This is a genomic window from Gallibacterium genomosp. 3 (assembly GCF_001678475.1).
GTDB classification, from domain to species: Bacteria; Pseudomonadota; Gammaproteobacteria; order Enterobacterales; family Pasteurellaceae; genus Gallibacterium; species Gallibacterium faecale.
In genome coordinates, this window is record NZ_JTJR01000007.1 from 29710 (window position 1) to 54203 (window position 24494).

The 24494-nt window shown below is 36.7% G+C and carries 28 protein-coding genes; 14 read left to right on the forward strand and 14 right to left on the reverse strand.

Annotation, left to right across the window (positions count from 1 at the left end; all coding sequences use genetic code 11):
- Positions 1-682: 682 nt before the first annotated feature.
- The 3 genes from potC to potA are packed head-to-tail and all read right to left on the reverse strand — an operon-like array spanning position 683 to position 3415.
- Positions 683-1453, reverse strand: coding sequence for a spermidine/putrescine ABC transporter permease PotC (potC, locus tag QV06_RS01390; RefSeq protein ID WP_065233517.1), 771 nt, complete (start codon positions 1451-1453; stop codon positions 683-685).
- Positions 1453-2313 carry a spermidine/putrescine ABC transporter permease PotB gene (gene potB, locus QV06_RS01395; RefSeq protein ID WP_065233546.1) on the reverse strand — a complete coding sequence of 287 codons (861 nt, stop codon included), beginning with the start codon at positions 2311-2313 and terminating at the stop codon, positions 1453-1455. Before potB ends, potC begins: the two co-directional genes overlap by 1 nt.
- Positions 2294-3415: a spermidine/putrescine ABC transporter ATP-binding protein PotA gene (potA, locus tag QV06_RS01400; RefSeq protein WP_065233516.1), complete on the reverse strand. Its 1122-nt coding sequence runs from the start codon at positions 3413-3415 to the stop codon at positions 2294-2296. Before potA ends, potB begins: the two co-directional genes overlap by 20 nt.
- A 271-nt stretch (positions 3416-3686) precedes the next feature.
- Here potA and pepT point away from each other — a divergent pair, with 271 nt between their 5' ends.
- From pepT to matP, 5 genes are all read left to right on the forward strand, one after another.
- Entirely contained in the window at positions 3687-4928 is a 1242-nt protein-coding gene (pepT, locus tag QV06_RS01405) for a peptidase T (protein WP_065236607.1), read from the forward strand.
- Between the two features lie 161 nt (positions 4929-5089).
- Entirely contained in the window at positions 5090-6178 is a 1089-nt protein-coding gene (sohB, locus tag QV06_RS01410) for a protease SohB (RefSeq protein WP_065236608.1), read from the forward strand.
- Between the two features lie 18 nt (positions 6179-6196).
- Positions 6197-6358 carry a YoaH family protein gene (locus QV06_RS11415; RefSeq protein WP_082985011.1) on the forward strand — a complete coding sequence of 54 codons (162 nt, stop codon included), beginning with the start codon at positions 6197-6199 and terminating at the stop codon, positions 6356-6358.
- Entirely contained in the window at positions 6351-7103 is a 753-nt protein-coding gene (locus QV06_RS01415; protein WP_065236609.1) for a YdcF family protein, read from the forward strand. Before QV06_RS11415 ends, QV06_RS01415 begins: the two co-directional genes overlap by 8 nt.
- A gap of 171 nt (positions 7104-7274) precedes the next feature.
- Complete coding sequence (gene matP, locus QV06_RS01420) at positions 7275-7721, forward strand: macrodomain Ter protein MatP (protein ID WP_065236610.1); 447 nt, start codon at positions 7275-7277, stop codon at positions 7719-7721.
- On the opposite strand, the gene QV06_RS01425 is transcribed toward matP, so the two are convergent.
- From QV06_RS01425 to ettA, 6 genes are all read right to left on the reverse strand, one after another.
- Entirely contained in the window at positions 7713-8342 is a 630-nt protein-coding gene (locus QV06_RS01425; RefSeq protein ID WP_209435867.1) for a LysE family transporter, read from the reverse strand. The genes matP and QV06_RS01425 overlap by 9 nt on opposite strands.
- A gap of 15 nt (positions 8343-8357) precedes the next feature.
- Complete coding sequence (locus tag QV06_RS01430) at positions 8358-8867, reverse strand: phosphatidylglycerophosphatase A family protein (protein WP_065236612.1); 510 nt, start codon at positions 8865-8867, stop codon at positions 8358-8360.
- Complete coding sequence (gene thiL / locus QV06_RS01435; protein ID WP_065236613.1) at positions 8839-9819, reverse strand: thiamine-phosphate kinase; 981 nt, start codon at positions 9817-9819, stop codon at positions 8839-8841. The genes QV06_RS01430 and thiL overlap by 29 nt, the downstream gene beginning before the upstream one ends.
- Before the next feature lie 63 nt (positions 9820-9882).
- On the reverse strand, positions 9883-10308 hold the full coding sequence (gene nusB, locus QV06_RS01440) for a transcription antitermination factor NusB (RefSeq protein ID WP_065236614.1): 426 nt from the start codon (positions 10306-10308) through the stop codon (positions 9883-9885).
- Positions 10308-10778, reverse strand: coding sequence for a 6,7-dimethyl-8-ribityllumazine synthase (gene ribH, locus QV06_RS01445; RefSeq protein ID WP_065233507.1), 471 nt, complete (start codon positions 10776-10778; stop codon positions 10308-10310). The genes nusB and ribH overlap by 1 nt, the downstream gene beginning before the upstream one ends.
- Before the next feature lie 149 nt (positions 10779-10927).
- Complete coding sequence (gene ettA, locus QV06_RS01450) at positions 10928-12598, reverse strand: energy-dependent translational throttle protein EttA (RefSeq protein WP_065236615.1); 1671 nt, start codon at positions 12596-12598, stop codon at positions 10928-10930.
- 181 nt (positions 12599-12779) lie between these two features.
- On the opposite strand from ettA, the gene QV06_RS01455 reads away from it, so the two are divergent.
- Both QV06_RS01455 and QV06_RS01460 read left to right on the forward strand, forming a co-directional pair.
- Positions 12780-13958 carry an ATP-grasp domain-containing protein gene (locus tag QV06_RS01455; protein WP_065236616.1) on the forward strand — a complete coding sequence of 393 codons (1179 nt, stop codon included), beginning with the start codon at positions 12780-12782 and terminating at the stop codon, positions 13956-13958.
- A gap of 10 nt (positions 13959-13968) precedes the next feature.
- Positions 13969-14721: an esterase family protein gene (locus QV06_RS01460; RefSeq protein WP_065236617.1), complete on the forward strand. Its 753-nt coding sequence runs from the start codon at positions 13969-13971 to the stop codon at positions 14719-14721.
- A 366-nt stretch (positions 14722-15087) separates the two neighbouring features.
- On the opposite strand, the gene QV06_RS11810 is transcribed toward QV06_RS01460, so the two are convergent.
- The 4 genes from QV06_RS11810 to rsmI form a co-directional block, all read right to left on the reverse strand.
- Positions 15088-15453, reverse strand: a complete 366-nt coding sequence (locus QV06_RS11810; RefSeq protein WP_245174218.1) for an AEC family transporter — start codon at positions 15451-15453, stop codon at positions 15088-15090.
- Complete coding sequence (locus QV06_RS11875; RefSeq protein WP_245174222.1) at positions 15350-15994, reverse strand: AEC family transporter; 645 nt, start codon at positions 15992-15994, stop codon at positions 15350-15352. Before QV06_RS11875 ends, QV06_RS11810 begins: the two co-directional genes overlap by 104 nt.
- 339 nt (positions 15995-16333) lie before the next feature.
- Positions 16334-17152: an alpha/beta hydrolase gene (locus tag QV06_RS01470; protein ID WP_065236618.1), complete on the reverse strand. Its 819-nt coding sequence runs from the start codon at positions 17150-17152 to the stop codon at positions 16334-16336.
- A gap of 20 nt (positions 17153-17172) precedes the next feature.
- Positions 17173-18027 (reverse strand): 16S rRNA (cytidine(1402)-2'-O)-methyltransferase, encoded by an 855-nt coding sequence (gene rsmI / locus QV06_RS01475; protein WP_065236619.1) that lies wholly within the window; start codon positions 18025-18027, stop codon positions 17173-17175.
- Positions 18028-18143: 116 nt separating this feature from the next.
- Between rsmI and QV06_RS01480 the strand changes: the two genes are divergently transcribed.
- The 4 genes from QV06_RS01480 to dolP are packed head-to-tail and all read left to right on the forward strand — an operon-like array spanning position 18144 to position 21443.
- On the forward strand, positions 18144-19874 hold the full coding sequence (locus QV06_RS01480) for a penicillin-binding protein activator (protein WP_065236620.1): 1731 nt from the start codon (positions 18144-18146) through the stop codon (positions 19872-19874).
- 3 nt (positions 19875-19877) lie between these two features.
- Entirely contained in the window at positions 19878-20249 is a 372-nt protein-coding gene (locus tag QV06_RS01485) for a YraN family protein (RefSeq protein ID WP_065236621.1), read from the forward strand.
- 4 nt (positions 20250-20253) lie between these two features.
- On the forward strand, positions 20254-20832 hold the full coding sequence (locus tag QV06_RS01490; RefSeq protein WP_065236622.1) for a D-sedoheptulose-7-phosphate isomerase: 579 nt from the start codon (positions 20254-20256) through the stop codon (positions 20830-20832).
- A gap of 20 nt (positions 20833-20852) precedes the next feature.
- Positions 20853-21443: a division/outer membrane stress-associated lipid-binding lipoprotein gene (gene dolP / locus QV06_RS01495; protein ID WP_065236623.1), complete on the forward strand. Its 591-nt coding sequence runs from the start codon at positions 20853-20855 to the stop codon at positions 21441-21443.
- Positions 21444-21627: 184 nt separating this feature from the next.
- On the opposite strand, the gene QV06_RS01500 is transcribed toward dolP, so the two are convergent.
- The gene (locus QV06_RS01500) at positions 21628-22446 is read right to left on the reverse strand and encodes a 5'-nucleotidase, lipoprotein e(P4) family (RefSeq protein ID WP_065236624.1); all 819 of its coding nucleotides are present in this window, start codon (positions 22444-22446) and stop codon (positions 21628-21630) included.
- A 255-nt stretch (positions 22447-22701) separates the two neighbouring features.
- Here QV06_RS01500 and QV06_RS01505 point away from each other — a divergent pair, with 255 nt between their 5' ends.
- From QV06_RS01505 to QV06_RS01515, 3 genes are read left to right on the forward strand one after another with little or no spacing between them, the layout of a single operon-like run.
- The gene (locus tag QV06_RS01505) at positions 22702-23286 is read left to right on the forward strand and encodes a LemA family protein (RefSeq protein ID WP_065236625.1); all 585 of its coding nucleotides are present in this window, start codon (positions 22702-22704) and stop codon (positions 23284-23286) included.
- Between the two features lie 11 nt (positions 23287-23297).
- Complete coding sequence (locus tag QV06_RS01510) at positions 23298-23738, forward strand: TPM domain-containing protein (RefSeq protein WP_065236626.1); 441 nt, start codon at positions 23298-23300, stop codon at positions 23736-23738.
- Positions 23735-24481 (forward strand): TPM domain-containing protein, encoded by a 747-nt coding sequence (locus tag QV06_RS01515; protein ID WP_065236627.1) that lies wholly within the window; start codon positions 23735-23737, stop codon positions 24479-24481. The genes QV06_RS01510 and QV06_RS01515 overlap by 4 nt, the downstream gene beginning before the upstream one ends.
- Positions 24482-24494 lie beyond the last annotated feature (13 nt).

Consider the following 24494-nt stretch of genomic DNA (forward strand, 5'->3'; position numbering starts at 1 on the left):
ATATAAAAATCAAAATGATTTTTGTAGGTACTTGTTGATGGATAACGTGTTAGGAAAACACATCAGACAAGGAAAGCCATTGTATAAACAGTTAACCAATAAGGCAACCATTAATCCTAATAAATACGATTTAATCTGAAAATTTCTATTAAATAGATTTATATCACAATATAGATATGCAAAATATTCATAACTATTATTTATCTACTATATTTATGTCTAAAGTAACAAGAGTGAATATTAGGGGAAAAAATCTATTGAAGCAAATTAAAGAGAAATAATATTAAAGATAATAGATGTAACATGAATTGTGCAGTAGTTTATGTTTTCCCCCTATAAAAAGAATACGAAACTCGCTAAATCATAGTATGATTCAGAGTGTTTTTTATCAATGACCCTTTTTATGATGGGGAGCTATTATGGCAAATAAGGTTAAAAATAAGCTGTATTCTTTGTTTCTGTAGATTTTTGCAATTAATTGTATTTGTCTTCGGTATGTTGGCAGCGATGGTGGAATATCCTGGCTTAACTATCTTATTATGGATACCCATTATTGTTGCAATAATAAAGTTTTTTATCAGAACATTTAAAGGGAAGTAAGACAAAATAAAACACCTACTGTTAGATGATCATCTTGCAGTAGGTGTTTTTCTTTATAGATAATACATTGTGAATGATGAATTTAGGCTTTATCTTTTCTTGCAATAAGTTGGCTTAAGATGACCAACGTTAAAGAGAAGATAATCATAATGGTTGCCAATGCATTCACTTCAGGTGTTACCCCAGTTTTTACCAAAGAGAAAATCTTCAATGGTAATACTTCATAACTTACACCAGTAACAAATGAAGATACCACCACATCATCTAATGAGATGGTAAAACTTAATAACCAACTTGAAATAATTGCTGGTAACGCTAAAGGCACAATGATTTTGCGTAAAATTGTAGTTTCACTTGCCCCAAGATCACGTGCTGCTTCTAACATTTTTACGTCAAAACCTTTTAAGCGTGAGAATACAGCCACAACCACATAAGGTAAGCAGAAAGTCACGTGCGCAAATAGAAGTGACCAGAAACCTAATGAAATACCTACTAGCATAAATAAGGCTAATAAAGATACTGCCATCACGATATCTGGTGACATCATCACAATAAATAACATCCCACCCACAAATTTTTTGCCTTTAAATTGATAGCGATAAAGTGCAATCGCCGTCAATAAACCAATTAAGGTAGCTACGGTTGCAGCAAAAAAAGCAATAGTTACTGAGTGGAAAGCCGCTTGTAATAACGTATTGTTATTGGCAAGACGTTCATACCAGTTGAGGCTAAATCCTTTCCAAGAAAGACCATAGCGATCTAAATTGAAAGAGTTAATCACCAAAATAACAATCGGAATATACAAGTAGGCATAAACCAAAAATAAAAAGAGATTACGTAATGTTTTGCGCATTATTCCAACTCCGATTTCTTGTTAAATAATTTACCTGCACGGTAGTAAATGAATAATAAAAGTGCCATTAAAATGGTTAATGCAATACTGATTGAAGAACCAAATGGCCAGTTACGTGCAATTAAGAATTCACTCTTAATAACGTTACCGACTAATAGAACTTTCGCACCACCAAGTAAATCAGCGACATAGAACATTCCCATTGCTGGTAAAAGTACTAACAAACACCCAGCAATAATACCTGGCATTGTTAATGGAATAATAATCTTCACAAAACGTTGAAACGCATTTGCCCCTAAATCTTTCGCTGCTTCTAATAAGCGTTGATCCAGCTTCTCAATAGAAGAGTAGAGTGGCAGAATCATAAATGGTAATAGGATATAAACTAAACCAATGATAACCGCTACTTCGGTATTTAAAATCCGAATCGGTGTATCAATGATGCCTAGCCATAACAATGTATTATTTAATACCCCTTTTACCCCAAGAAAGATTTTCATACCATAAATACGAATTAATGAGTTTGTCCAGAATGGTAAAATTACCAAAAACAACATAATTGGACGAAACGCAGGACGCATTTTGGCAATCATAAACGCAAATGGGTAACCAATAATTAGACAAATAATAGTGGCAATTCCCGACATATAGAGGGAATTCCATAATACTTGTGCATAGAGTGGCTCAATTAAGCGTTTATAGCTATCTAGTGAGAAAGTAAATTCCACTAAATTACTGCTATCTCTAGTTAAAAAACTTGTAATTAGTACCAACACATTCGGTACTAATACAAAGAATATTAGCCATGCAAAGATGATGGCGACAGTAAAGTTTTGAAATTTACGCGTTGTTATCTTCATCATCGTCAAGTACCACTTCCCAGCTTTCAACCCAAGTTATTGCGACTTTTTGATTTAAAGAGTGATCAACATCAGGATCATCTTCATTGAAAAATTCGCTTACCAGTACCCGTTTACCGCACTCTAATTGTACGGTTGATTCCAAAGTCATTCCTTTATAGTTACGTTCACAAACATAACCAATTAAGCCTTCATGAGCCTCTTTGTCATGAACTTCTTCAATACGGATATCTTCAGGACGAAGTAATACTTTTAATTTTTGTCCTTGAGTGACAGGACGAGTTACATAGATCTCACAGATACGCCCTTCAACATTAGCTTGTACCCGTTTTTCATCAATGCGTTGTAACACAGTAGCGTCAAAAATATTGATTTCACCAATAAATTTCGCCACAAATAAACTTTTCGGATCTTCGTAAATTTCGCGAGGTGTACCGTCTTGTTCGATTTTACCTTGACGCAACACAATAATACGATCAGACATAGTTAATGCTTCTTCTTGATCGTGTGTAACGAAAATAAAGGTAATCCCAAGTTGACGTTGTAAAGCCTTTAATTCGTTCTGCATTTGTTGACGAAGTTTATAATCTAATGCAGAAAGGGATTCGTCCAGTAAGAGAACTTTTGGTTTATTTACCACCGCACGTGCAATCGCGACACGTTGTTGTTGACCACCTGAAAGTTGTGCAGGTTTACGATCTGCGAACTCTTCTAATTGAACCATTCTTAACGCTTCAAGAACGCGAGGTTTAATTTCCTCATTCGGTACTTTTTGCATACGCAAACCAAACGCCACATTTTCAAAAATTGTCATATGTGGGAATAGCGCATAGCTTTGGAACACGGTATTAATATTGCGTTGTTCTGCGGGAATAGAAGTAATATCTTGCCCATCTAAAATAATGCGTCCAGCATTAACTTCTTCAAAACCTGCAATTAAGCGTAAAATAGTGGTTTTACCACAGCCAGAAGGCCCCAAAATAGTTAAGAATTCACCATTATTGATAGTAAGATTAATATCTTTAATGATAGTTTTGCCATCATAAGATTTGGTTACAGATTGTAGTTCAATAATTGGCTTTTGTTGTACTGGATTTTCCACTAGCTTTGTTTTTCCTCCTAAGTCAATAAATTCACATACCCACGAGAATTACATCTACAAGAAATTCGCAATGATATAGTGATCCCCTAATAATTAAAAGCCTATATTAAAAATTTTTTTAGGATTTTAAAAAAATAGATGAAATTTAACGAAGTTTTAACGCTAAATTTCACCAAAGGTGTTGATTTATATCATATTGTGAAACAGCAGATATGATAGCATTTTATGCCTGAATTTAGTATGAACTTTTTAGCAAATAATGGGAAATAAGATGTACTCAGAACAAACATTGCGAAATGCCTTATTAGATCGTTTTTTAAACTATATCAGCTTTGATACTCAGTCCAAAGAAGGCGTGAAACACTCACCAAGTAGCCGTGGACAATGGTTATTAGCTGAGTATTTAAGAGATGAATTAAAAGGATTAGGGCTGGCTCAAGTTGAGATGAATTCCCATGGTGTCGTAACGGCTTTGTTGCCATCAAATATTCCGGGAAATCATACAACGATTGGATTGATTGCCCACTTGGATACTTATCCCGGTGTTAAGAGTAAAGATGTTAAACCAGAAGTGATCCAAGAATATCGTGGTGGTGATATTGCTTTAGGTTTAGGAGAAGAATTTATTAGCCCAGTGACTTCGCCTTTTTTACAAAAGTTGGTTGGACATACCTTGATCGTAACTGATGGCACGACGTTGTTAGGAGCAGATAATAAAGCTGGTATTGCCGAAATTATGACAGCATTAGCGACTATTATTAGTTATCGATTACCGCGTGTGAATATTCGAGTAGCCTTTACGCCTGACGAAGAGATCGGGGCGGGTATGCAATATTTTCCAATCGAACAGTTCTGTTGTGATTGGGCTTATACCATTGATGGTAGCGGTGTTGGTGAGGTTGAATTTGAAAACTTTAATGCAGCGACAGCAACGATTAGCTTTAAAGGCGAATCAATTCATTTAGGATATGCAAAAGATAAATTAATCAATGCGTTGGCATTAGCTTGTCAATTTCATCAATTATTACCTGTCACAGAAGTGCCAGAGCATACTGCGGATCGTGAGGGTTTTTTCCATTTGGATAGTATTACGGGTGATATTGCACACTGTGAAATGAAGTATCTCATTCGTGATTTTAGTGAAGATGGCTTTATCCAACGTAAGAATTTATTAACACAATTAGTAGAACAATTTATTCAAACGCATCAACTTGCAGATCGGGTATTCATTACGATTGAAGACAGTTATTACAATATGTCTAATGCCGTTTCTAAGGTGCCGCAAAGTATTGAAGTGGCTGAGTTAGCTATGAAAAATTGTGGGATTGTGCCAAAACGGAAGATTATCCGTGGCGGAACAGATGGGGCATGGTTATCCGCTAATGGAATTGCTTGTCCAAATTTATTTACTGGGGCTTATAATTTTCATAGCAAGCATGAATTAGCCAGTTTGCACGAAATGCAGCAAGCAACTCAAGTGATTATTGAGATTGCAAAATTAGCCCAGCGCTAAGGACCAATTCAGCAGAATGAATGCCAACATATGAAAGAAAACGTATGTTGGCATTTTTATTGGGATTAATCTGCATAATGTGATTGATTAATGAATAAAAAGGAAAAATCGAGTATCATAAGCCGCTTTGAGAGAAGATAACAGCGTAAGGAACCAAGGTTATGTGGTCAGATATTTTCATCAATTATAGTGTGTTTATTTTAGAACTTATCACATTAGTTGTAGTGATTGGGGTGATTTTCGCCATTATTGTGATGTTGAAGCAGAAAAATCAAGGTAAAGCAGGCGAATTGCGGATTACTAATTTGAATGCACAGTATGAAGATCAACAACAATTATTGAAAGAGTTTCGCTTAGATGAGCAACAAGCAAAGCAGTTAGCGAAAAGTCGAAAAAAACAAGAAAAAGCAGAAGCAAAAGCAGCAAAGAAAAAAGCAAAACAAGCAGAAAAATCAGTAACAGAGCAACAAGATCAAGATCTGTTTTCTCAGCAAAAGCCGTGCTTATTTGTGGTGGATTTTAATGGTGATATTCAAGCCAATGCCGCTAACGCGTTACGTGAAGAATTAAATGCCATTTTAGCCGTAGCACGTCCTGATAAAGATGAAGTGTTATTACGTTTAGAAAGTCCGGGCGGAGTAGTACATGGATATGGATTTGCGGCATCGCAATTACAACGTTTACGCGATCATAATATTCCATTAACCATTGCGGTAGATAAAGTCGCAGCCAGTGGTGGATATATGATGGCTTGCGTAGCGAATAAGATCATTGCAGCACCATTTGCGATTATTGGTTCGATCGGCGTTGTAGCTCAAGTCCCAAATATTCATCGTTTATTGAAAAAGCATGATGTCGATGTGGATGTGATGACTGCGGGAGAATATAAGCGCACTGTAACGGTATTAGGTGAAAATACTGAAAAAGGTAAACAAAAATTCCAACAAGAATTAGAAGAAACTCACCAATTATTTAAACAATTTGTTGCTGAACACCGTCCACAAGTAGAAATTGAACAAGTAGCAACAGGAGAACATTGGTTTGGCAAACAAGCTTTAGGTTTGGGCCTTATTGATAAAATAAAAACCAGTGATGATGTTATCTTGCAGGCAATAACAGAGAAAGATGTCTTGTTAGTGAAATATTGTGCGAAAAAATCGCTTGCCCAAAAATTGGGTAAACAAGCAGAAGAAAGTGCAAGCAACATCTTAGAAAAAGTGTTATATCAAGGTCGCAAATTGTTTTTTTAACGATTGAGAGCAAAAGTTATGCTAGATACATTAAATTTAACGCATGAACAGCAACAACAAGCAGTAGAAAAAATTCAACAGCTTATGCAGCAAGGTGTGAGTAGTGGTGAAGCGATACGCTTAGTTGCAGAACAGTTACGTCAGCAAGCAAAATTAGATCAAGATAAACAAAATGTTTGAAGTTATCCTGAAAAAAGTCGTTGAGGCGGCAATTTTACCGCCTTTTAATTTAATCTTATTAGGGTTATTGGCCTTTATCTTATTATTTACGCGTTTTCAGAAAACGGCAAAAGCGATGTTAGGTCTATCTCTAGTTGTTGGTTATCTGATTAGTACCCCATTTTTTTCAAATTTGTTAATTCATTCGATTGCGTTAGAGCGTCCTAATCCAGAAATTTATCAGCAAGGGCAAGTAATTGTTGTTCTTGGTGGTGGATTACGGTATAGCGACTATCCAGAATCTTATTCCACTACCGCAGCGCTTCCGTTAGAAAGAATGCGTTATGCGGTTTATTTACATCAAAAGACAGGATTACCAATAGCCATCAGTGGTGGTGTTGATAATGAAGCCAAAGTGATGGGTAGTGAGTTACAACGTTTTTTCCAAATTGAAGCAAAATGGTTAGATAATAAATCTAATACTACCGAACAGAACGCAATGTATTTGCGTAAATTATTTGATCAAAGCGTTGATGGGCAACACATTCAGCGTGTGATTTTAGTCACTAATGAATGGCATATGCGCCGCGCGAGTGCTGCTTTCCAGCGTCAAGGTTTTGAAGTATTACCTGCACCAATATTAAGTCAGCGTGCCTCAAGTAGTGGCTTGCTGAAATTTGTGCCGCAGCCAGTGAGCTTTTATCAATCAGGATTAGTGTTACGTGAATGGTTAGGAATTTTGCGTGATAAATTGATCGGGCTATAAATTTTAGTTAGCAGAGAAATAGCTTAAGCGCAAAAAAAACTCTATAATCATCGAGTTACCTTGTCACTGTAAGAAATAATGATCGAGTGATTTATTTAGTTAGCTTCTAGGATAAAGCTAAATCACCGATCTGATTTTGCGGTTAAACGACTTTAACTTTGTGAGGTTATTATGCGCTACCAAAAACTCGACAATCAAGAAACGCATTGGAAATGGCTTTACTTAACACGTAAAGCACGAGAGGGAATTAATATCACTCGTTATCTTGAGCAAAGTATGGCGGAAGATAAAATTCAGCAGCTCACAAAGTTAGAACATCAGACAGATGATGTTAAACAGTGGATTGAAACCCATATGTCGCCAGATTTAGTAATTAAACTTGATCAGGCGATTCGTGCAAAACGTAAGCGCTTTTTTAATGCAGAAAAACAAACAACGAAAAAGAAATCGATTGATCTTGATTATGCTGTTTGGCATCGCCTTTCTCGTTATTCCCGCAAAATGAAAATGACCTTGTCGCAAACCATTATGTATATGATTGATGAGCAAGAGAGCAAGGTCTTATATGAATCACAAATCCAGGCAATGAAGAAAAATTTAAAGGATTTATTAAAGTAGGTACTGGATACCTGAGTAAACTAAATAAAGACCGAAAGCAAGAAATACAATACCAGCAGCATTATCTAACCAACGGCTATATTTACTATAAAAGCGCTTAGCGATAGGTCGAGAAAAGAGGAGTGAAATCACATAGAAATAACAGAAAGTTTCTAACAAGATCACGGCCAATACGGCTAAGATATGTTGAATACCATTAACATTGGCTAAATACAGAGAAAGCACACTACTAAAATAGATTACCACTTTTGCATTAGAAAGATTAACCAATAACCCTTTTAAGATTTCTTGTTTAATTGAGCTAACTGCTGGGGCAGTAGGATGTGAGTTATCCTGATCAAACGTGACATTAGCTCGTACATTTAGCATTTTGTAGCCAATATAACTTAAATAAGCACCACCAAGTAACACTACCACACCATGCCAAAGCTGGCTGGTAGCAAAAATAATGGCTAAACCTAATAACGCAGAAGTTGCCCAAAAGGCAACACCTATCGTAATGCCAATTACTGCACAAATAGCGCTTTTTCGTGAATTACTGGCTGCAGTACGGCTGACATAAAAAAAGTCAGGGCCGGGGGTCATCAAGCCTAATAGATGAACAATCATAATATTCCACAACATATTTAAATCCTTTTATAACATCCACTGACAAAGTAGCAGCACAAGAATGGCGTAAACTGCTGCAAGTAAATCATCGAACATAATACCAAAGCCGGTTTTTAATTTACGATCAAAATAGCGAATAGGCATTGGTTTGAGAATATCAAACAAACGGAATAACACAAATGCAGCTAAATACCACATCCAAGAGTAATCAGGTAATGCACTAAGCACTAACCAAATTGCGACAATTTCATCCCATACAATACTACCATGATCGTGAACTTGCATATCTTCTGCTGTTTTTCCGCAAAGATAAATACCCAATAAGAAAGCAACTAGCGTACATACTAAAAAAATTGGCGGAGTAATCCATTGCAATAAAATAATGCCGGTAATTAATCCTGCTAATGTTCCCCAAGTCCCCGGTGCAGGGTAAATTAAGCCTGAACCAAAGCCGAGAGCAAGGAAATGAATAGGATTAGTTAATTTAGTTTTTTGCAATGCCGCATGATTATTTTTCGCTGAAGTGGTCAAAGCCATGGGAAACTGCTACCTCTACTGGTTTATTATTTTGCATAAATTGTAATTGTTTATTAGCACGAATTTGTCCAATACATTGGTATGGAACGCCGAGATAACGTAAAGTACGCTCCATTTTTTCACGCTGCTGTTCCGCAACAGTGAAGCATAATTCATAATCTTCACCGCCAGCTAAGGCAAATTGCTGTGCTTGTGCTAAGGAGTATTGGCTTAGGAGCTGTGGTGATAAAGGCAACTGATCTAATTCAATCACCGCACCACACTGACTGCGATCTAAAATGTGTTGTAAATCTGAAATCAAGCCATCAGAGAGATCGATTGCCGCATTAGCGATTCCTGCTAATTCCATTCCCATTAATACACGCGGTGTAGGGCGTAAGTGGCGTTGTAATAGATAACGCTGTTCCTCATTTTCAATAGGTGTATTGTTTAATAGAAGATCAAGTCCGGCTGCACTATCACCTAAGGTACCAGATACATAAATCCAATCGCCTACTTTTGCAGTATGTCGGCATAAAATTTTTTCTTTTGCGACTAAACCGTGTGCAGTAATAGTGAGAGATAACAAACCGCGAGTAGTATCACCACCGATTAAATCAACATTATAGTGATCAAGAATAGCAAAGAAACTTTGACTAAATTGTTCAAGCCATTGGTGATCAATTTTGGGCATGGTTAATGCCAGACTAATCCATGCTGGTTCAGCACCCATTGCAGCTAAATCGCTTAAATTGACCGCAACAGCTTTATAGGCAAGATCAGCTGGGGAAATAGTCGGTAGAAAATGTGTACCTTCGACTAAGGTATCCGTTGTCATAGCGAGGCGGCGGTTTGGTTTGATTTCAGTAATTGCACAATCATCACCGATTGATAACCAAACATCTCGCCGTGGCTGACGAGTTGAGGAAGCAAAATAACGCCGAATAATATCGAATTCGCCATTACCTGTCATATTCTCACATCCTTTGTTGAGATCACCTTATCTTTTGCAAGATAAGGTGAATATACGCCAAGATTATTTACGGCCAAGTTGTGGTGCGAGTTTATCTAATACGCCATTAATATATTTGTGGCTGTCTTCTGCACCAAAAGTTTTTGCTACTTCAATGGCCTCATTGATGACAACTTTATAAGGGACATCTGGGGCAAATTTTAATTCATAAGTTGCCGCTGAGAGGATAGCACGCTCAATCGTACCTAATTCATCAATAGAACGATCCAAATACGGACTAAAGAGTTGTTCAATGGTATCAATATTATTCACTGTTTCACGGAATAATTTACGAAAATAAGGCAAATCCACGCCTTTCATATCTTCATCAGTGATGAAATCTAGTTCAACTTTTTCAGGTGTATTTTGTGATACAAACCAAGAATAAAGTGCTTGAACTGTACATTCACGAGCACGACGACGTTTTGTTGGTTTTGCTTGTTGAGTCATTATTCTGAAATTTGAGCTAATAAGTTAACCATTTCTAAAGCTACTAATGCAGCTTCAGCCCCTTTATTTCCTGCTTTAGTACCAGCGCGTTCAATCGCTTGTTCAATGTTTTCAGTAGTGAGTACACCAAAAGCAACAGGAATTTCTGCTTGCATAGCAACTTGACCAAGACCGCTGCTTGCTTCACCAGCCACATATTCAAAGTGTGCTGTACCTCCGCGGATCACCGTACCTAATGCAACAATTGCATCAAATTTTTTGCTGGAAGCAAGACGGCGAGCCACAAGAGGTAATTCATAAGCACCTGGTGCTTTTACAATAGTAATATTTTCATCTTTTACTTGCCCAATACGGGTTAAGGCATCAAGCGCGCCTTCTAATAAACTATCATTAATAAAACTATTAAAACGAGCGATCACCACTGCAATTTTGGCATTTGGTGCAGCAACTTGACCTTCTAAAACTTTCATATTTTCTCCAATATATCCAAATATAGATGAACAAAAACGGTTGCAGATTCTAGCATAAAAAAGCAGAAAATAAGAGAGGAAATCATAAAAGGAAGAGAGTAAAAAATCCTGTTATTCAATTAAACAACAGGATTTTTTATCAATTAGGATTACTTAGTAATACGTTTATATTTAATCCGCTTTGGTTGTACTGCATCGGCACCAAAGGTTTTCTTCTTCCACTCTTCATAGTCAGTGAAGTTACCTTCATAGAAAGTGACTTTTCCTTCATCACCGTAATCTAAAATGTGAGTGGCAATACGGTCTAAGAACCAACGGTCGTGCGAAATTACCATCACACAACCAGGGAATTCTAAAATCGCATTTTCTAAAGCACGTAAGGTTTCAACATCAAGATCATTGGTTGGTTCATCGAGTAACAACACGTTCCCACCACGTTGCAATAACTTAGCAAGATGTAAACGGCCACGCTCACCCCCTGAAAGTTCGCCAACACGTTTTTGTTGATCTACGCCTTTAAAGTTAAAACGCCCAACATAAGCACGGCTCGGAATTTCAAAGTTACCGATTTTCATAATATCTAATCCACCAGAAACTTCTTCCCAAACGGTCTTGCTGTTGTCCATATTATCTCTAAATTGTTCAACAGAAGAGAGCACTACCGTATCACCTAACGTAATTGACCCGCTATCTGGTTGTTCTTGACCTGATAACATTCTAAATAAGGTTGATTTACCTGCACCATTCGCCCCAATAATCCCAACGATTGCCCCTTTCGGAATACTGAAAGAGAGATCATCAATTAATGTACGATCACCGTATGATTTAGATAAATTTACTACTTCAATCACTTTATCCCCTAAACGTGGGCCAGGCGGAATAAAGAGTTCGTTGGTTTCATTACGTTTTTGGTATTCGCTAGAGTTAAGTTCTTCAAAACGCGCCATACGTGCCTTACTTTTCGCTTGGCGACCTTTTGGATTTTGGCGTACCCATTCAAGCTCTTTCTCAATTGATTTTTGACGAGCTGATTCTGTTACAGCTTCTTGTGCAAGACGTTTCTCTTTTTGTTCCAACCAAGAAGAGTAGTTACCTTGCCATGGAATACCTTCACCACGGTCTAACTCTAAAATCCAACCAGCAACGTTATCTAAGAAATAACGGTCGTGGGTAATAGCAACCACAGTACCTTCGTAATCGTGCAAGAAACGTTCTAACCAAGCAACTGATTCAGCATCTAAGTGGTTAGTTGGTTCATCGAGTAATAGCATATCTGGTTTTTCTAATAGTAAACGGCAAAGTGCAACACGACGACGTTCACCCCCAGAAAGATGTTCAATTTTACTGTCCCAATCAGGTAAGCGTAATGCGTCGGCAGCACGTTCTAATTGGTTTTGTAAGTTATGCCCATCATGTGCTTGGATAATTGCTTCTAATTTAGCTTGTTCAGCAGCTAACTTGTCAAAATCAGCATCAGGATCGGCATATAACGCATAAACTTCATCTAAACGCGTTAATGCACTTTTTACCTCTGCAACAGCTTCTTCGATAGCTTCACGTACAGTTTGCTGTGGAGATAACTTCGGCTCTTGTGGTAAATAACCAATCTTAATACCGGGTTGTGGACGCGCTTCACCTTCAAACTCTTTATCTACGCCAGCCATAATCCGTAATAGTGTAGATTTTCCAGCACCATTTAAGCCTAATACACCAATTTTGGCACCTGGAAAAAAGCTTAAAGAGATATCTTTTAAAATTTGACGCTTCGGCGGCACAACTTTGCTCACGCGATGCATGGTATAAACAAATTGTGTTGACATAATTCTCGCTTTTTGTGTGGTTTAGATGAAAAGGCGCTTATTCTACTTTAAATTATCAGTTTTGACTATTTTTATACGGATCTTTTCTGCACAAAAAAATAGAATTTATGGCAAAATAAACAGCGGATCTTACGATCTTATGCACAACACAATTATCAACTTTTATTTTGAGGGAAATTGAATGTCAAGACCGTTAAATTTTGTGATGATTTCACCACATTTTCCAATGAATTTTGAAACGTTTGCGGTTAGATTGCGGGAAAACGGCTTTCATACATTAGGGATTGCAGATGCGCCATATGAATCTTTAAGTGAGGGATTACGTAATGCCTTAACGGAATATTATCGTGTCGATAATATGGAAGATTATGATCAGGTTTATCGTGCCGTTGGTTATTTTGCCCATAAATATGGTCGTATTGATCGTATTGAATCACATAATGAATATTGGTTAGAGTTAGACGCTAAACTACGTACAGATTTCAATGTGTTTGGTTATAAAAATGAAGATATGCACGCAATTAAAACCAAATCACAAATGAAAGAAATTTTTCGTGTCGCAGGGTTAAAGGTAGCAAAAGGTCGTGTATTCAAAGATGATCAAGATGCTCGCGATTTGGCAAAAGAATTAAATTTCCCAGTGATTATTAAACCGAATTCAGGTGTTGGTGCAAGCGACACTTATAAAATTAAATCTAGTGAAGAGTTAGAGGCATTTTTTGGTTATAAAAATCTAAATGTTGAATACATCATGGAAGAGTTTATTGACGGTGATATTGTTACCTTTGATGGACTGGCTGATATTAATGGCAATATTGTTTTTTATGCGAGCCTTGAGTATTCCGAAGCGGTATTAGATACAGTTGAGAAAGATGGCGATATGTTCTATTACGTACCGCGCGAAATTTCCCCTGAATTGGTAGAGTTAGGTAAACAGTGTGTTGAAGCGTTTAAAGTGCGTGAACGTTTTTTCCACTTTGAATTTTTCCGTGTGAAAAAAACAAACGAATTAATGCCATTAGAAATTAACTGCCGTCCACCAGGTGGTTTAACGATTGATATGTGGAACTATGCTAATGATTTTGATGTATTTAATGAATATGCACATATCGTTAAAGAGAATAAATTCTACTCCCAGATTACTCACCCTTGGAATGTGGTTTATATTTCACGTAAAGCCAATAAAAATTATGTGAATTCAACGCAAGCTATCTGTGAACGCTTTAGTGGCAATATTATTAGTGTGCAAAATGTGCCAGGTATTTTTGCTAAAATTATGGGGGAAGAAGGTATTTTGGCACGTACTGAAACCATAGAACAAATGCGTGAAATTATTCAATTTGCACACGCTAAACAGTAAGGAGAGGATTATGCATTTTGAAAGAAGAAGCCATTGGAGTGGTGAACTTGGGCGGGAAATGTATTTCAATGTTTATGGACATGCAGGGAAGCCAATTATTGTGTTCCCATCATCAGGCGGTAGCCAAAATGAGTATGGTGATTTTGGGATGATTGAAGCGTGCCGTTCATTTATTGATCGTGGATTAGTGAAATTCTATACCCCAGACTCTTTAGATAAAGAGTCTTGGTTAGCCCCAAATAAATCAGGTCATGATATGGCATTAGCACATAATGCTTATGATCGTTATATTGTCAATGAATTGGTACCTTTGATTCGTTATGAATCGAACTGGTATGAAGCAATGATTGCAACAGGGTGTAGCATGGGGGCATTTCATACGATTAATTTTGCCTTACGTCATCCTGATCTGTTTGATACCGCAATTGCGTTAAGTGGTGTATATGATGCACGTTTCTTCACCGGAGAATTTTATGGTGATGAAGTGGTCTATTTTAACTCTCCGATTGATTATCTATGGGGACAATATGATAGCTGGTTTTTAGATCGTTATCGTCAAAATCACTATATTGTTGCCGTAGGACAAGGGGCTTGGGAAGAGCAACATATTGCAGATACAGCACGTTTGCAAGAAGCTTTCCAGCACAAAGGAGTTCCAGCATGGTTCGATTTTTGGGGGCATGATGTTGATCATGATTGGCCTTGGTGGAAAGTGCAAATGCCGTTTTTCTTAGGAAAACTAGAAGAGCAAGGTATTATTTAAGGGAAAAGGGCTAATAAGCCCTTTTTTAGTTTTAGGATAAAATCTATTTAATATTTTTCTTTAACGATCATTTAGGTTTCGCCCTAAAGGGCGACTTCATTTTCTTTACTTGTGTAAAGAAAATGAAGCAAAAGAAACACACCCTCGCACACTTGCTGCTCCTCATTCCAATAAGATTTTCCGGGCGGCAAAAAACAGAGATTTTTCTCACTATGTTCGAAAAATGATCACTTTTTTTGCCTGACAATCTTATTTGCATTCGGGCAAGTGTGAGAGGGGGACCCATTAAGCCTTTATTAAGATTTGTGATTAATTTTAGGTTTGGTTAACTCTAAAAAGAGCTTGCTAGCTTTTTATTACGGTAACTCACACAAAAAGCTGCAAAAACAACACAATCCAAATCACAGTGACTAAAGTTTGCGTAGTAATAATACTAGTCATTAATGGTAAATTTCCACCAAGTTGTCGAGCAAGAATAAAAGCGCTGGGAGCGGTAGGCATAATACCAAACAAGACTAACGTTGCTTGCATTAATGGACTGAGATCAAAGCATCGGGCAAACAGATACATAAAAAATGGTAATAGAATAAATTTTGCAAGTGAACTGATAAATAGATCACCTTTTGAACTATTTAAGTCCCGAATCACTAACGCATAACCAATAGAAAGTAATCCAAGTGGTAATACGGCTTTGCTTAGAATCTTTAATAAATTTTCTAGACTGACCGGCATTCCTAATCCAGATAGATTGATCGCTGCCCCAACAAGCGATAATAAGAGGATTCTTGATAATTGATTTAATAAGATAGTTGAAACCAAGTTTATTGTTATCAGAATAGAAAGCAAAAATCGTCACACAACAGACATTCACAAAAGGAATCGCTACGGTAAGAATAATCGCACTTAACACTAACCCTTCGCTGCCAAATAAAGCACTTGCCAATGCTAAAAAAACATAGGTATTAAAACGGATGACACCTTGCACGATAGAAGTAAAAGATGCGTTACTCGTTTTAAACAGAAGATTAATCAGAATTAAGGCGAGTAAAGTGGCAAATAGCGATAACAATACAACTAAGATTAAATTCAAACTATCGGGTGAAAATTTTGCATTGGTTAGCTCAATAATTAATAGCGAGGGCATTAATATAAAATAGGTGAGTTTATCTGCCAGAGGCCAAAACTCATGCGATGGAAAGGAAATACGTTTAAAGAAATAGCCAATTAATATCAACCCAAATACGGGAAAGATGCTGGTAAAGATATATTCCATAAGGTTATCTCAGTGAATTAATTTGAGATTACTATGATAAAACGCCAGCAGCAATAAATCTATCGTTTAGGAATTTGGAAGCATTAGTAAAATAAAAAATAACAATGGTGGAATAACAAAGCCAGTAGTACAGATCCTAAGATATAATTTTGGCGTTAATATATTCTCTGGTAACACAACCAAGAGTAAAATGGAACCAAAAAAGAGTATATATCCAATGAAAAAAAGGCTATTCCATAATTTGATTCCTGCGTCAAAAGCCATCACAACGGGAATAAAGCAAAAAAGAGCAATAAATAATATTAAGCCAACTAAAAATAAACGTATAAAAATCATTATCTACTCTTTAAAAAATGCAAACTGTAAGAATTCAACAAAATGATCAGCCCAATGTTTTTCATGGTGGATTTCATTTGCCATTAAACGTAAACAGATATTATCTAGTGGATGCCCGCCGCGAATTAACGCTTGATAATAACGTAAAGTACAGTCGATATAAGCTTGATTCATATTAGAAATAAATTGTGCATCGGCATCATCTCCCTCTTTAGTCCCAACTTGAATAAATACTTTTGTTGCTTGATCAAGTGGATGATGATGAATAAAGTCAAGAAAGGCTGATTCACTAAACCAAGAGGCTAGAGAAAAGACGCCTAAATGCCCAAAGATATGCGGGTAAGCGGCACCCATATAGGCAGTAATAATCCCACCCATTGAGCTACCTGCTAACAGGGTATGTTCACGTTCAGGTAATGTCCGATAATGTTGGTCAATAAAAGGTTTAACCACTTCAACAACCCATTGTCCATACTGCATACCAAGTCCACCGATGTGTCGCATATCAGGCGAACCAACGTCTGTATTCCAAGGGGCATATTCATCAAGGCGTTCAGTCCCAGCATTATCAATACCAACAATGATCATTTTGGGAAATTCCTTGTGATGTTTGATGGTAGGAATAATTTTCCATGAATAACCAGAATAGGACTCTTTGCTATAAAAGACATTCTGTCCATCGTGCATATAGAGTACAGGATAACGTTGCCATTCTTTTTGATGGTAGTTTTTTGGCAAAAGAACACGTACCCGGCGCATATGATCAAAATATGGCACATAAAGGTAATGTTCTTGCATTTCAAGATAGTGATGACGATACATAATAATTCCTTTCTCTGTGATTAACGCTCAGTCGTAAAATGATCTAAGCCATATTGATAGAGTGCATTCTTTTTATAACCATAAACTTCGGCAACAATCGCTGCTGCTTTTTTTAATGGTAATTCTTGGCTGATTAATCGTAAGCTGAGAAGAGCCTGCTCACTAAAATTAGATTTATCTAATTCAGGAGCACCTTCCACTACAAGGACAATTTCCCCTTTACAGCGATTAGCATCTTGCTTTAACCAAGTAATTAATTCAGCTAGCGTGTTACCATAAATAGTTTCCCATGTTTTTGTTAACTCACGTGCCATGACCAGGTAACGATCTTCACCAAAGATCAACAACATATCTTGTAATGTATCCAAAATTCGGTGAGTTGATTCATAAAAAATTAAGGTTCGAGCTTCTGTTTTTAATTCGGTTAAACGATCTTGGCGAGCCTTACTTTTAGCTGGCAAAAAACCTTCAAAACAAAAGCGATTAGAGGCAATTCCCGCAGCAGATAATGCAGTAATTGCAGCACAGCAGCCAGGAATAGGTACAACTTGAATTTCAGCTTGACGACAAGCTCTGACGAGATGAAAACCTGGATCGCTAATTAGAGGTGTGCCCGCGTCAGAAATTAACGCAATATTGATACCTTGCTGTAATTTCTCAATCAATAAAGTAGCTTTTTGCTGTTCGTTGTGGTCGTGTAGAGCGAATAAAGGTTTTTTAATCGCATAATGATTGAGTAACAATCCACTATGGCGAGTATCCTCTGCCGCAATAAGATCAACTTGAGTTAAAATATCCAACGCACGTTGGCTAATATCATTTAAATTTCCGATTGGTGTAGCAACAATATACAATGTGCCAAATAAATTGCTCATAATTAAGTCTTTTATTTGCTTTTAAACTAATAGATAAGTAAGATTTCACAGGTGCTCAACAGTAAGTTGAGCGGTTTTCTTTTGTCATGATAGTTCAAATTATCATAGGGATGAATATGTTAAACATTCTATTACAACGAATGAATTTAAAAAATCTTTTACTGATTTTTTTTGTGATGTTTAGCATCGCAGGTTGTAGTTCATTAATTACTTCAGGTAATTCGATGTTGCAAAATGATGCTTACGCAAGTTCAGATTTTTATTTAGATAAAGCCAACAGTAGTCAAGATGAAGAAGAACGCACAAATTACCAATTATTGGCAGTGCGTGCTTTATTAAGTGAAAACAAAGTAGCTCGGGCGGAAAGTTTACTCTCTTCTCTCAAAGCATTGGATAAGCCTCAACAACTAGATGCTTCACTCTTAAAAGCGAGATTATTTGCTGCACAGCATGATAATAGTAATGCAACTGGGTTACTTAATACATTAGATATCAATAGTTTAAGTAATTCACAAAAAGTACGCTATTATGATGTATTAGCACAGGTTGCAGAAAATAGCCTAGATACAATGGGGGCAGTTAATGCGCATGTGCAAATGGATCGCTTCATTAGTGATATGCAGCGTAAACAACAAAATAACGATATAATTTGGCGCTTATTAAGACGTTTAGATAAAAATATGCTAAATAGCTTAATCGTTGATCCAAATGATGCGACATTAAAAGGCTGGGTAGATTTAGCTAAAGTTTATAATGATCATATTTCTCAACCAGATCAAATGCGTTTCGCAATCCAAAATTGGAAAACAATATATACCAACCACCCAGCAGCATTCCTATTACCAACCGATTTACGCGGCGTAGTTAACTTTGAAGATTTAAAGATCCAACAAGTTGCATTATTGCTTCCGTTAAGTGGTAATGGAGAGCTTATCGGTAAAATTATCCAACAAGGGTTTAATGATGCACATGGTAATTCACCAATTATTGTAAAAGCATATGATACGATGGCGGGAACACCGGTTGCGGATTTAGTTAATCAAGCAAAACAAGAAGGTGCGCAAGCAGTTGTTGGTCCTTTATTAAAGGATAATGTAGAGTCGTTATTAAATAGTAATGCAATGCAAGGATTAAGCGTTTTAACCTTAAATACTGCACCAAGTATGCGTCCATTACAAGGTGTTTGTTATTATGGTTTATCACCAGAAGATGAAGCGCAATCAGCAGCAGTAAAAATGTGGAATGACGGCGAAACTAACCCGATTGTGTTTGTACCACAAAATGATTTAGGTCAGCGTAGTTCTTCTGCATTTAATGCGAAATGGCAAAGTTTAGCCGGCACAGATGCTAACACTTACTACTACAATTTAGTGGATGATATTTTAGCAAATATTAAAAATGCGACTATGTCAGGAAAAGTGAATGCAATTTATGTTGTTGCGGATAGCCAACAATTACAAGAGATCAAAACTGCATTAGATAATTCTGATGCACATGACATTGCGATTTATACTATGTCACGTAGTAATTCAGCCAATAATGGTCCAGATTATCGTTTAACAATGAATGGCGTAAAATTTAGTGATATTCCGTTCTTAAGCGATATAAATTCAGCAAGCTATCAACAAGCATTAAAACTCGCGAATGGGGATTATTCATTACTCCGTTTATATGCAATGGGAGCTGATGCTTGGATGTTGATTAACAAATTTGCTGAAATGCGTCAAATTCCAGGCTTCACAATTAATGGGCTTACTGGCGTATTGAGCGCAGGCGATGGCTGTAATATTGAGCGCGCAATGACTTGGATGCAATACGATAACGGCAATATTAAGACAATTAACTAAATAATGGCGTTATTCCAACCAAGAAAACAAGGCGGCGAGTTTGAACAACAAGCTCGCCGTTTTTTAGAACAAAAAGGTTTAGTATTTATTGCTGCAAATCAGGTATTTAAATGTGGTGAACTTGATCTCATTATGCGAGATCGGCAAACGATAGTGTTTGTTGAAGTGCGTCAGCGTAAGAGTGATAAATTTGGCTCAGCCGTAGAGAGTGTTTCTTGGCGTAAACAGCAGAAATGGATTAATGCGGCAAATTTATGGTTAAGTCAATTTGCAGAGAGTTTAGATACCGTAGATTGTCGATTTGATGTGATCGCTTATGATGGCACTCAACATCAATTAACATGGTTAAAAAATTTTATTGAATTCAATGGTTGATTTTATGTTAGATCGAATAAAAGCATTATATGAAGAGAGCATTAAAGGGCATATAGCCACTGCCGCCGTTATTTCAGAAATCTTAGAAAAAACGACCAATGAATTAACTCAATGTCTATTACGTGGTAATAAAATGGTGGTGTTTGGTTATGGTCGTTCTGCAGCCAATGCACAACTTTTTGTTGCTAACTTAATTAATCGTTACCAATTAGCACGTCCAAGTTTTCCCGCAGTTTATTTAGGATTAGATGGTGCGGTAGGTGCAGCATTATTAAGTGATAATAATTTATTAGAAGCATATCAAAAGCAGTTTAATACATTAATACAAACTGGCGATATTTTTGTCGTTTTGACCCCAGATACAGAAGAAATTTCGCTCTCACTAATTCGTAATGCAAAAGAAAAAGATATTTTAGTGGTTGCATTAACAGGCGATAAAAGCGATCATCTAAATGGGCTGCTAGATGAAAAAGATATTAACATCGCAGTTCCAGTGCAAAAAGAAGTACGTACTTTAGAACAACATTTATTTATTATTAATACTTTATGCGAATTAATTGATTTTTCGCTTTTCTCTCATTAATCCCAATAAAGGAGGCAATGATGCAAAATCATCAGTGGAAAAACTTGATCAAATTAGGTTCAACCTTAGCGGTTATCCTCTTATTACAAGGCTGTGTCGCAGCAGTTCTTGGTGGTGGTGCATTAGCGACTAAAGTTGCTACCGATCCACGTACTACTGGCACTCAAATTGATGATCAAACATTAGAATTGCGTGTTGCGGATGCATTACGTAAAGATAAACAGCTTGATGAACAAGCACATATTAGTGCGATTGTTTATAATGCGAGAGTGTTGCTAGTAGGACAAGCGCCAAGTGAAGATTTACGTGAGGTTGCAACTAACCTTGCTCGAGGTATGAAAGATATTGCCGATGTTTATCAACAAATTGAGATCGGACCAAAAGTCACTTTTGCACAAGCAAGCAAGGACACTTGGATTACCACTCAAGCAAAATCTAAACTCTTTGTGAATGGTAATGTGAAAGCGACAGATGTAAAAGTCGTGACAGAAAATGGTATCGTTTATCTATTAGGTCGTTTGACACAAGCACAAGCAAATGCTGCGGTAGATGCGGTGCGAACTATCAATGGTGTTAAGAAAGTTGTAAGAGTATTTACTTATTTAAATTAAATAATGATTTAAAAAGAGTTTGGCAGATAATGCCTTAAATAGTAATGCTATTTAAGGCATTTGTGATCAGTAGGATATAATTTAAATTTAAATGGGGACTGTCAGATTAGGTTTGATCTTCTACAGATAAAGGTAGTGAATTCTTGATAATTCACTACCTGATATACAAAAATAATCTAAAAGATTATTTACCATCCCATGCTTTTAATGCTGCTTCACGGATTTTTAGTTGTTCAGAAGCAGATTTTTTGAAATAGTTAGGATCTAAACCGCCTTCCCAGTCACCATAATTTGGATTTGGTAAAACAATATATTGTTTACCAAATTTGCTTTCATTTTCTGCGACAAACTGACGACGTTCTGCATTTGGTTTATGATAAGTAGCATCACCATAATCATTAAGATTATCGCCAACATACATCACGATTTCATAACCCATTTTTTCAATTTCTGCAAAGCGAGCAGATTTAGCTGATTTATCTTTCTTCAATAATAATGTTTTATCATTAACACCAGTAAAACCAAGGCGTTTCATATCATCAATAGTTGCAGCTTTTTCATTACTATCTTTACGATTTGACACATAAAACATGGTACCACCATGGTTATTTACATAATTAGCAAACTCTACGGCACCAGGCACTGCGGCAGTTTGGCGTGCATTTACCCATTTAGTCCAACCTTCACTAGTGTAAGGTTGTAAATTTTTAGATTGCCATGCAGCATGAGCACTATTATCTAATAAGGTTTCATCTAGGTCAGAAACAACTGCTTTTTTCTTCCCTTTTTGTACTTTGGCTTTATCAAAGCTTACTTTAGCAATATTAAAGGCTTGATAAGCTAAAGCTTGATATTCACCAGATTGTTGAACCCAGTTCACACCAAAAGTAGCTTGATCAACTAAGCGTTGTGCAGCTTGTTGTTCAACATTTTGCTGTGTACTGCAAGCAGATAATGCTAATGCAGCAGAAATAGCCAAAACACTTAACTTTAATGTTCTCATTGTTCTCTCCTTGAAGTTATTGCGATAATGAGCTTGGCTATTCTACTCCTTTCCGAGTGGATAATTTCATTAAAATCTGTGAAGCAAATCACAAATATTAATTGTTATTTAGTAATAGAGGCATAAGCGCACAATTAATCATCATTAAGTCGGATAGAAGTTTAGCCAGTGAGTAAATTGCATTACAATAAATAGCTTTATTAAACAGACTATGTCGTTTTATGACGTTGTTAATTCAATCATAAAGAGGAATATATGAAAAAAAGTACATTAATTGCGATTTTAGTTGCGATTGTTCTTGGGTTCACTGTAATGGGAAGTTATAACAGTTTGGTGCAAGCGGAAGAAGATATTGATTCTGTGTGGGCGAATGTTGAGTCCCAATATCAACGTCGAGCAGATTTAATTCCAAACTTAGTTAATACCGTTAAAGGCCAAGCTAATTTTGAGAAAGAAACATTAACTAATGTGGTTGAAGCAAGAGCAAAAGCAACACAAATTAAAATTGATCCTGCGAATATGACAGAAGAACAATTAGCTCAATTTCAACAACAACAAAATCAAGTTGGTTCTACATTATCACGTTTATTGGCTACTGTAGAAAACTATCCTGAACTAAAAGCGAACGAAGGATTTTTAACCTTACAAACGCAATTAGAAGGTACTGAAAATCGTATCAATGTTGCTCGTAATACATTTAATGAAGCAGCTAAAGTATATAATAAAAAAATCCGCACTTTCCCAACTAAATTAGTGGCAATGTTATTGGGATTTAATGAAAAACCTTATTTCAAAGCAGATGCGGGAGCAGAAAAAGCACCAACAGTCAATTTTAACTAATAAATTAAAACATTATGTTATTCAAACAACCGATAGATAAAGCCCGTGTAGAGCGGGCGATTGCTCGTTTAGAATTGCAAACTTCGGCGGAATTGCGAGTTTATGTAGAACGAAAACTCCCTGCGGATCGCGAAATCTCTGGTGTACAGAGAGCCACGGAATTGTTTCAACAATTAGCAATGGAAAAAACAGCACAGCGAAATGGGGTATTAATTTATCTCGCTTTTCAATCGAAGCAATGTGCAATTATTGGTGATCAAGGTATCGATCATCATGTTGAAGATGGCTTTTGGCAGCAAGCGTGCGACTTGATCATTGCGGCAGCAAAACAAAAACAATATACCGAAGGAATTGTGAGTGCGATTGCATTGATTGGAGAGCGTTTAGCGTTACATTTTCCATATCAAGAAAATGATCGTAATGAATTACCAAATGAAGTGGTGATTAAATGAGAAAGTATGCTTATTTTTTGCTATTTTGGTTATTTTTTCCGGTATTAAGTTGGGGAGCAACTTATCCAGAACCACCACAACCTTTTCGCTATGTAAATGATTATACGCATACATTAACGCAACAGCAGCAACAAGCGATTGAGCAACAATTAGTGGCATATAGTCAAAAGACAAGTTCACAAATTGCGGTGGTAATGATTCCTTCCACAGGTGATGTTGAAATTGCTGATTATGCATTTAGATTAGGCGATCGTTGGGGAATTGGGCGTAAGCAGTTAAATAATGGCGTTTTAATGCTGATTGCAAAAAACGATCGTAAGATTTTTATTGCTACGGGGCAAGGTTTAGAAGGGGCTTTACCAGATGCTTTTTTAGGTAAAGTGATTCGCCAAGTAATTACGCCAGCATTTAAAGAGAATCGTTATGCAACAGGGATTGCTGAAGGCTTAAAATATATTATTGCGGCTAGTCAAGGAGAATTTAAACCAGAACAACTGGCTGAAGAAGAGCGATATGATTTTATTCCGCTGTTAATGGTTGCGTTTTTCTTTTTGGTTGTCTTTTTAAGTGAGCGCCATAAGCGTAGAACTTATGTGAGTCCAAGATCGCGTCATTATCAAAATGGTGGAATCTATATTAATCCACATGATTTTGATCGTCATGATGGTGGCTTTGGTGGCGGAAGCAGCGGTGGATTTGGTGGTGGTAGTTTCGGTGGGGGTGGTGCTGGCGGAAGCTGGTAACCCAAATGAGGAA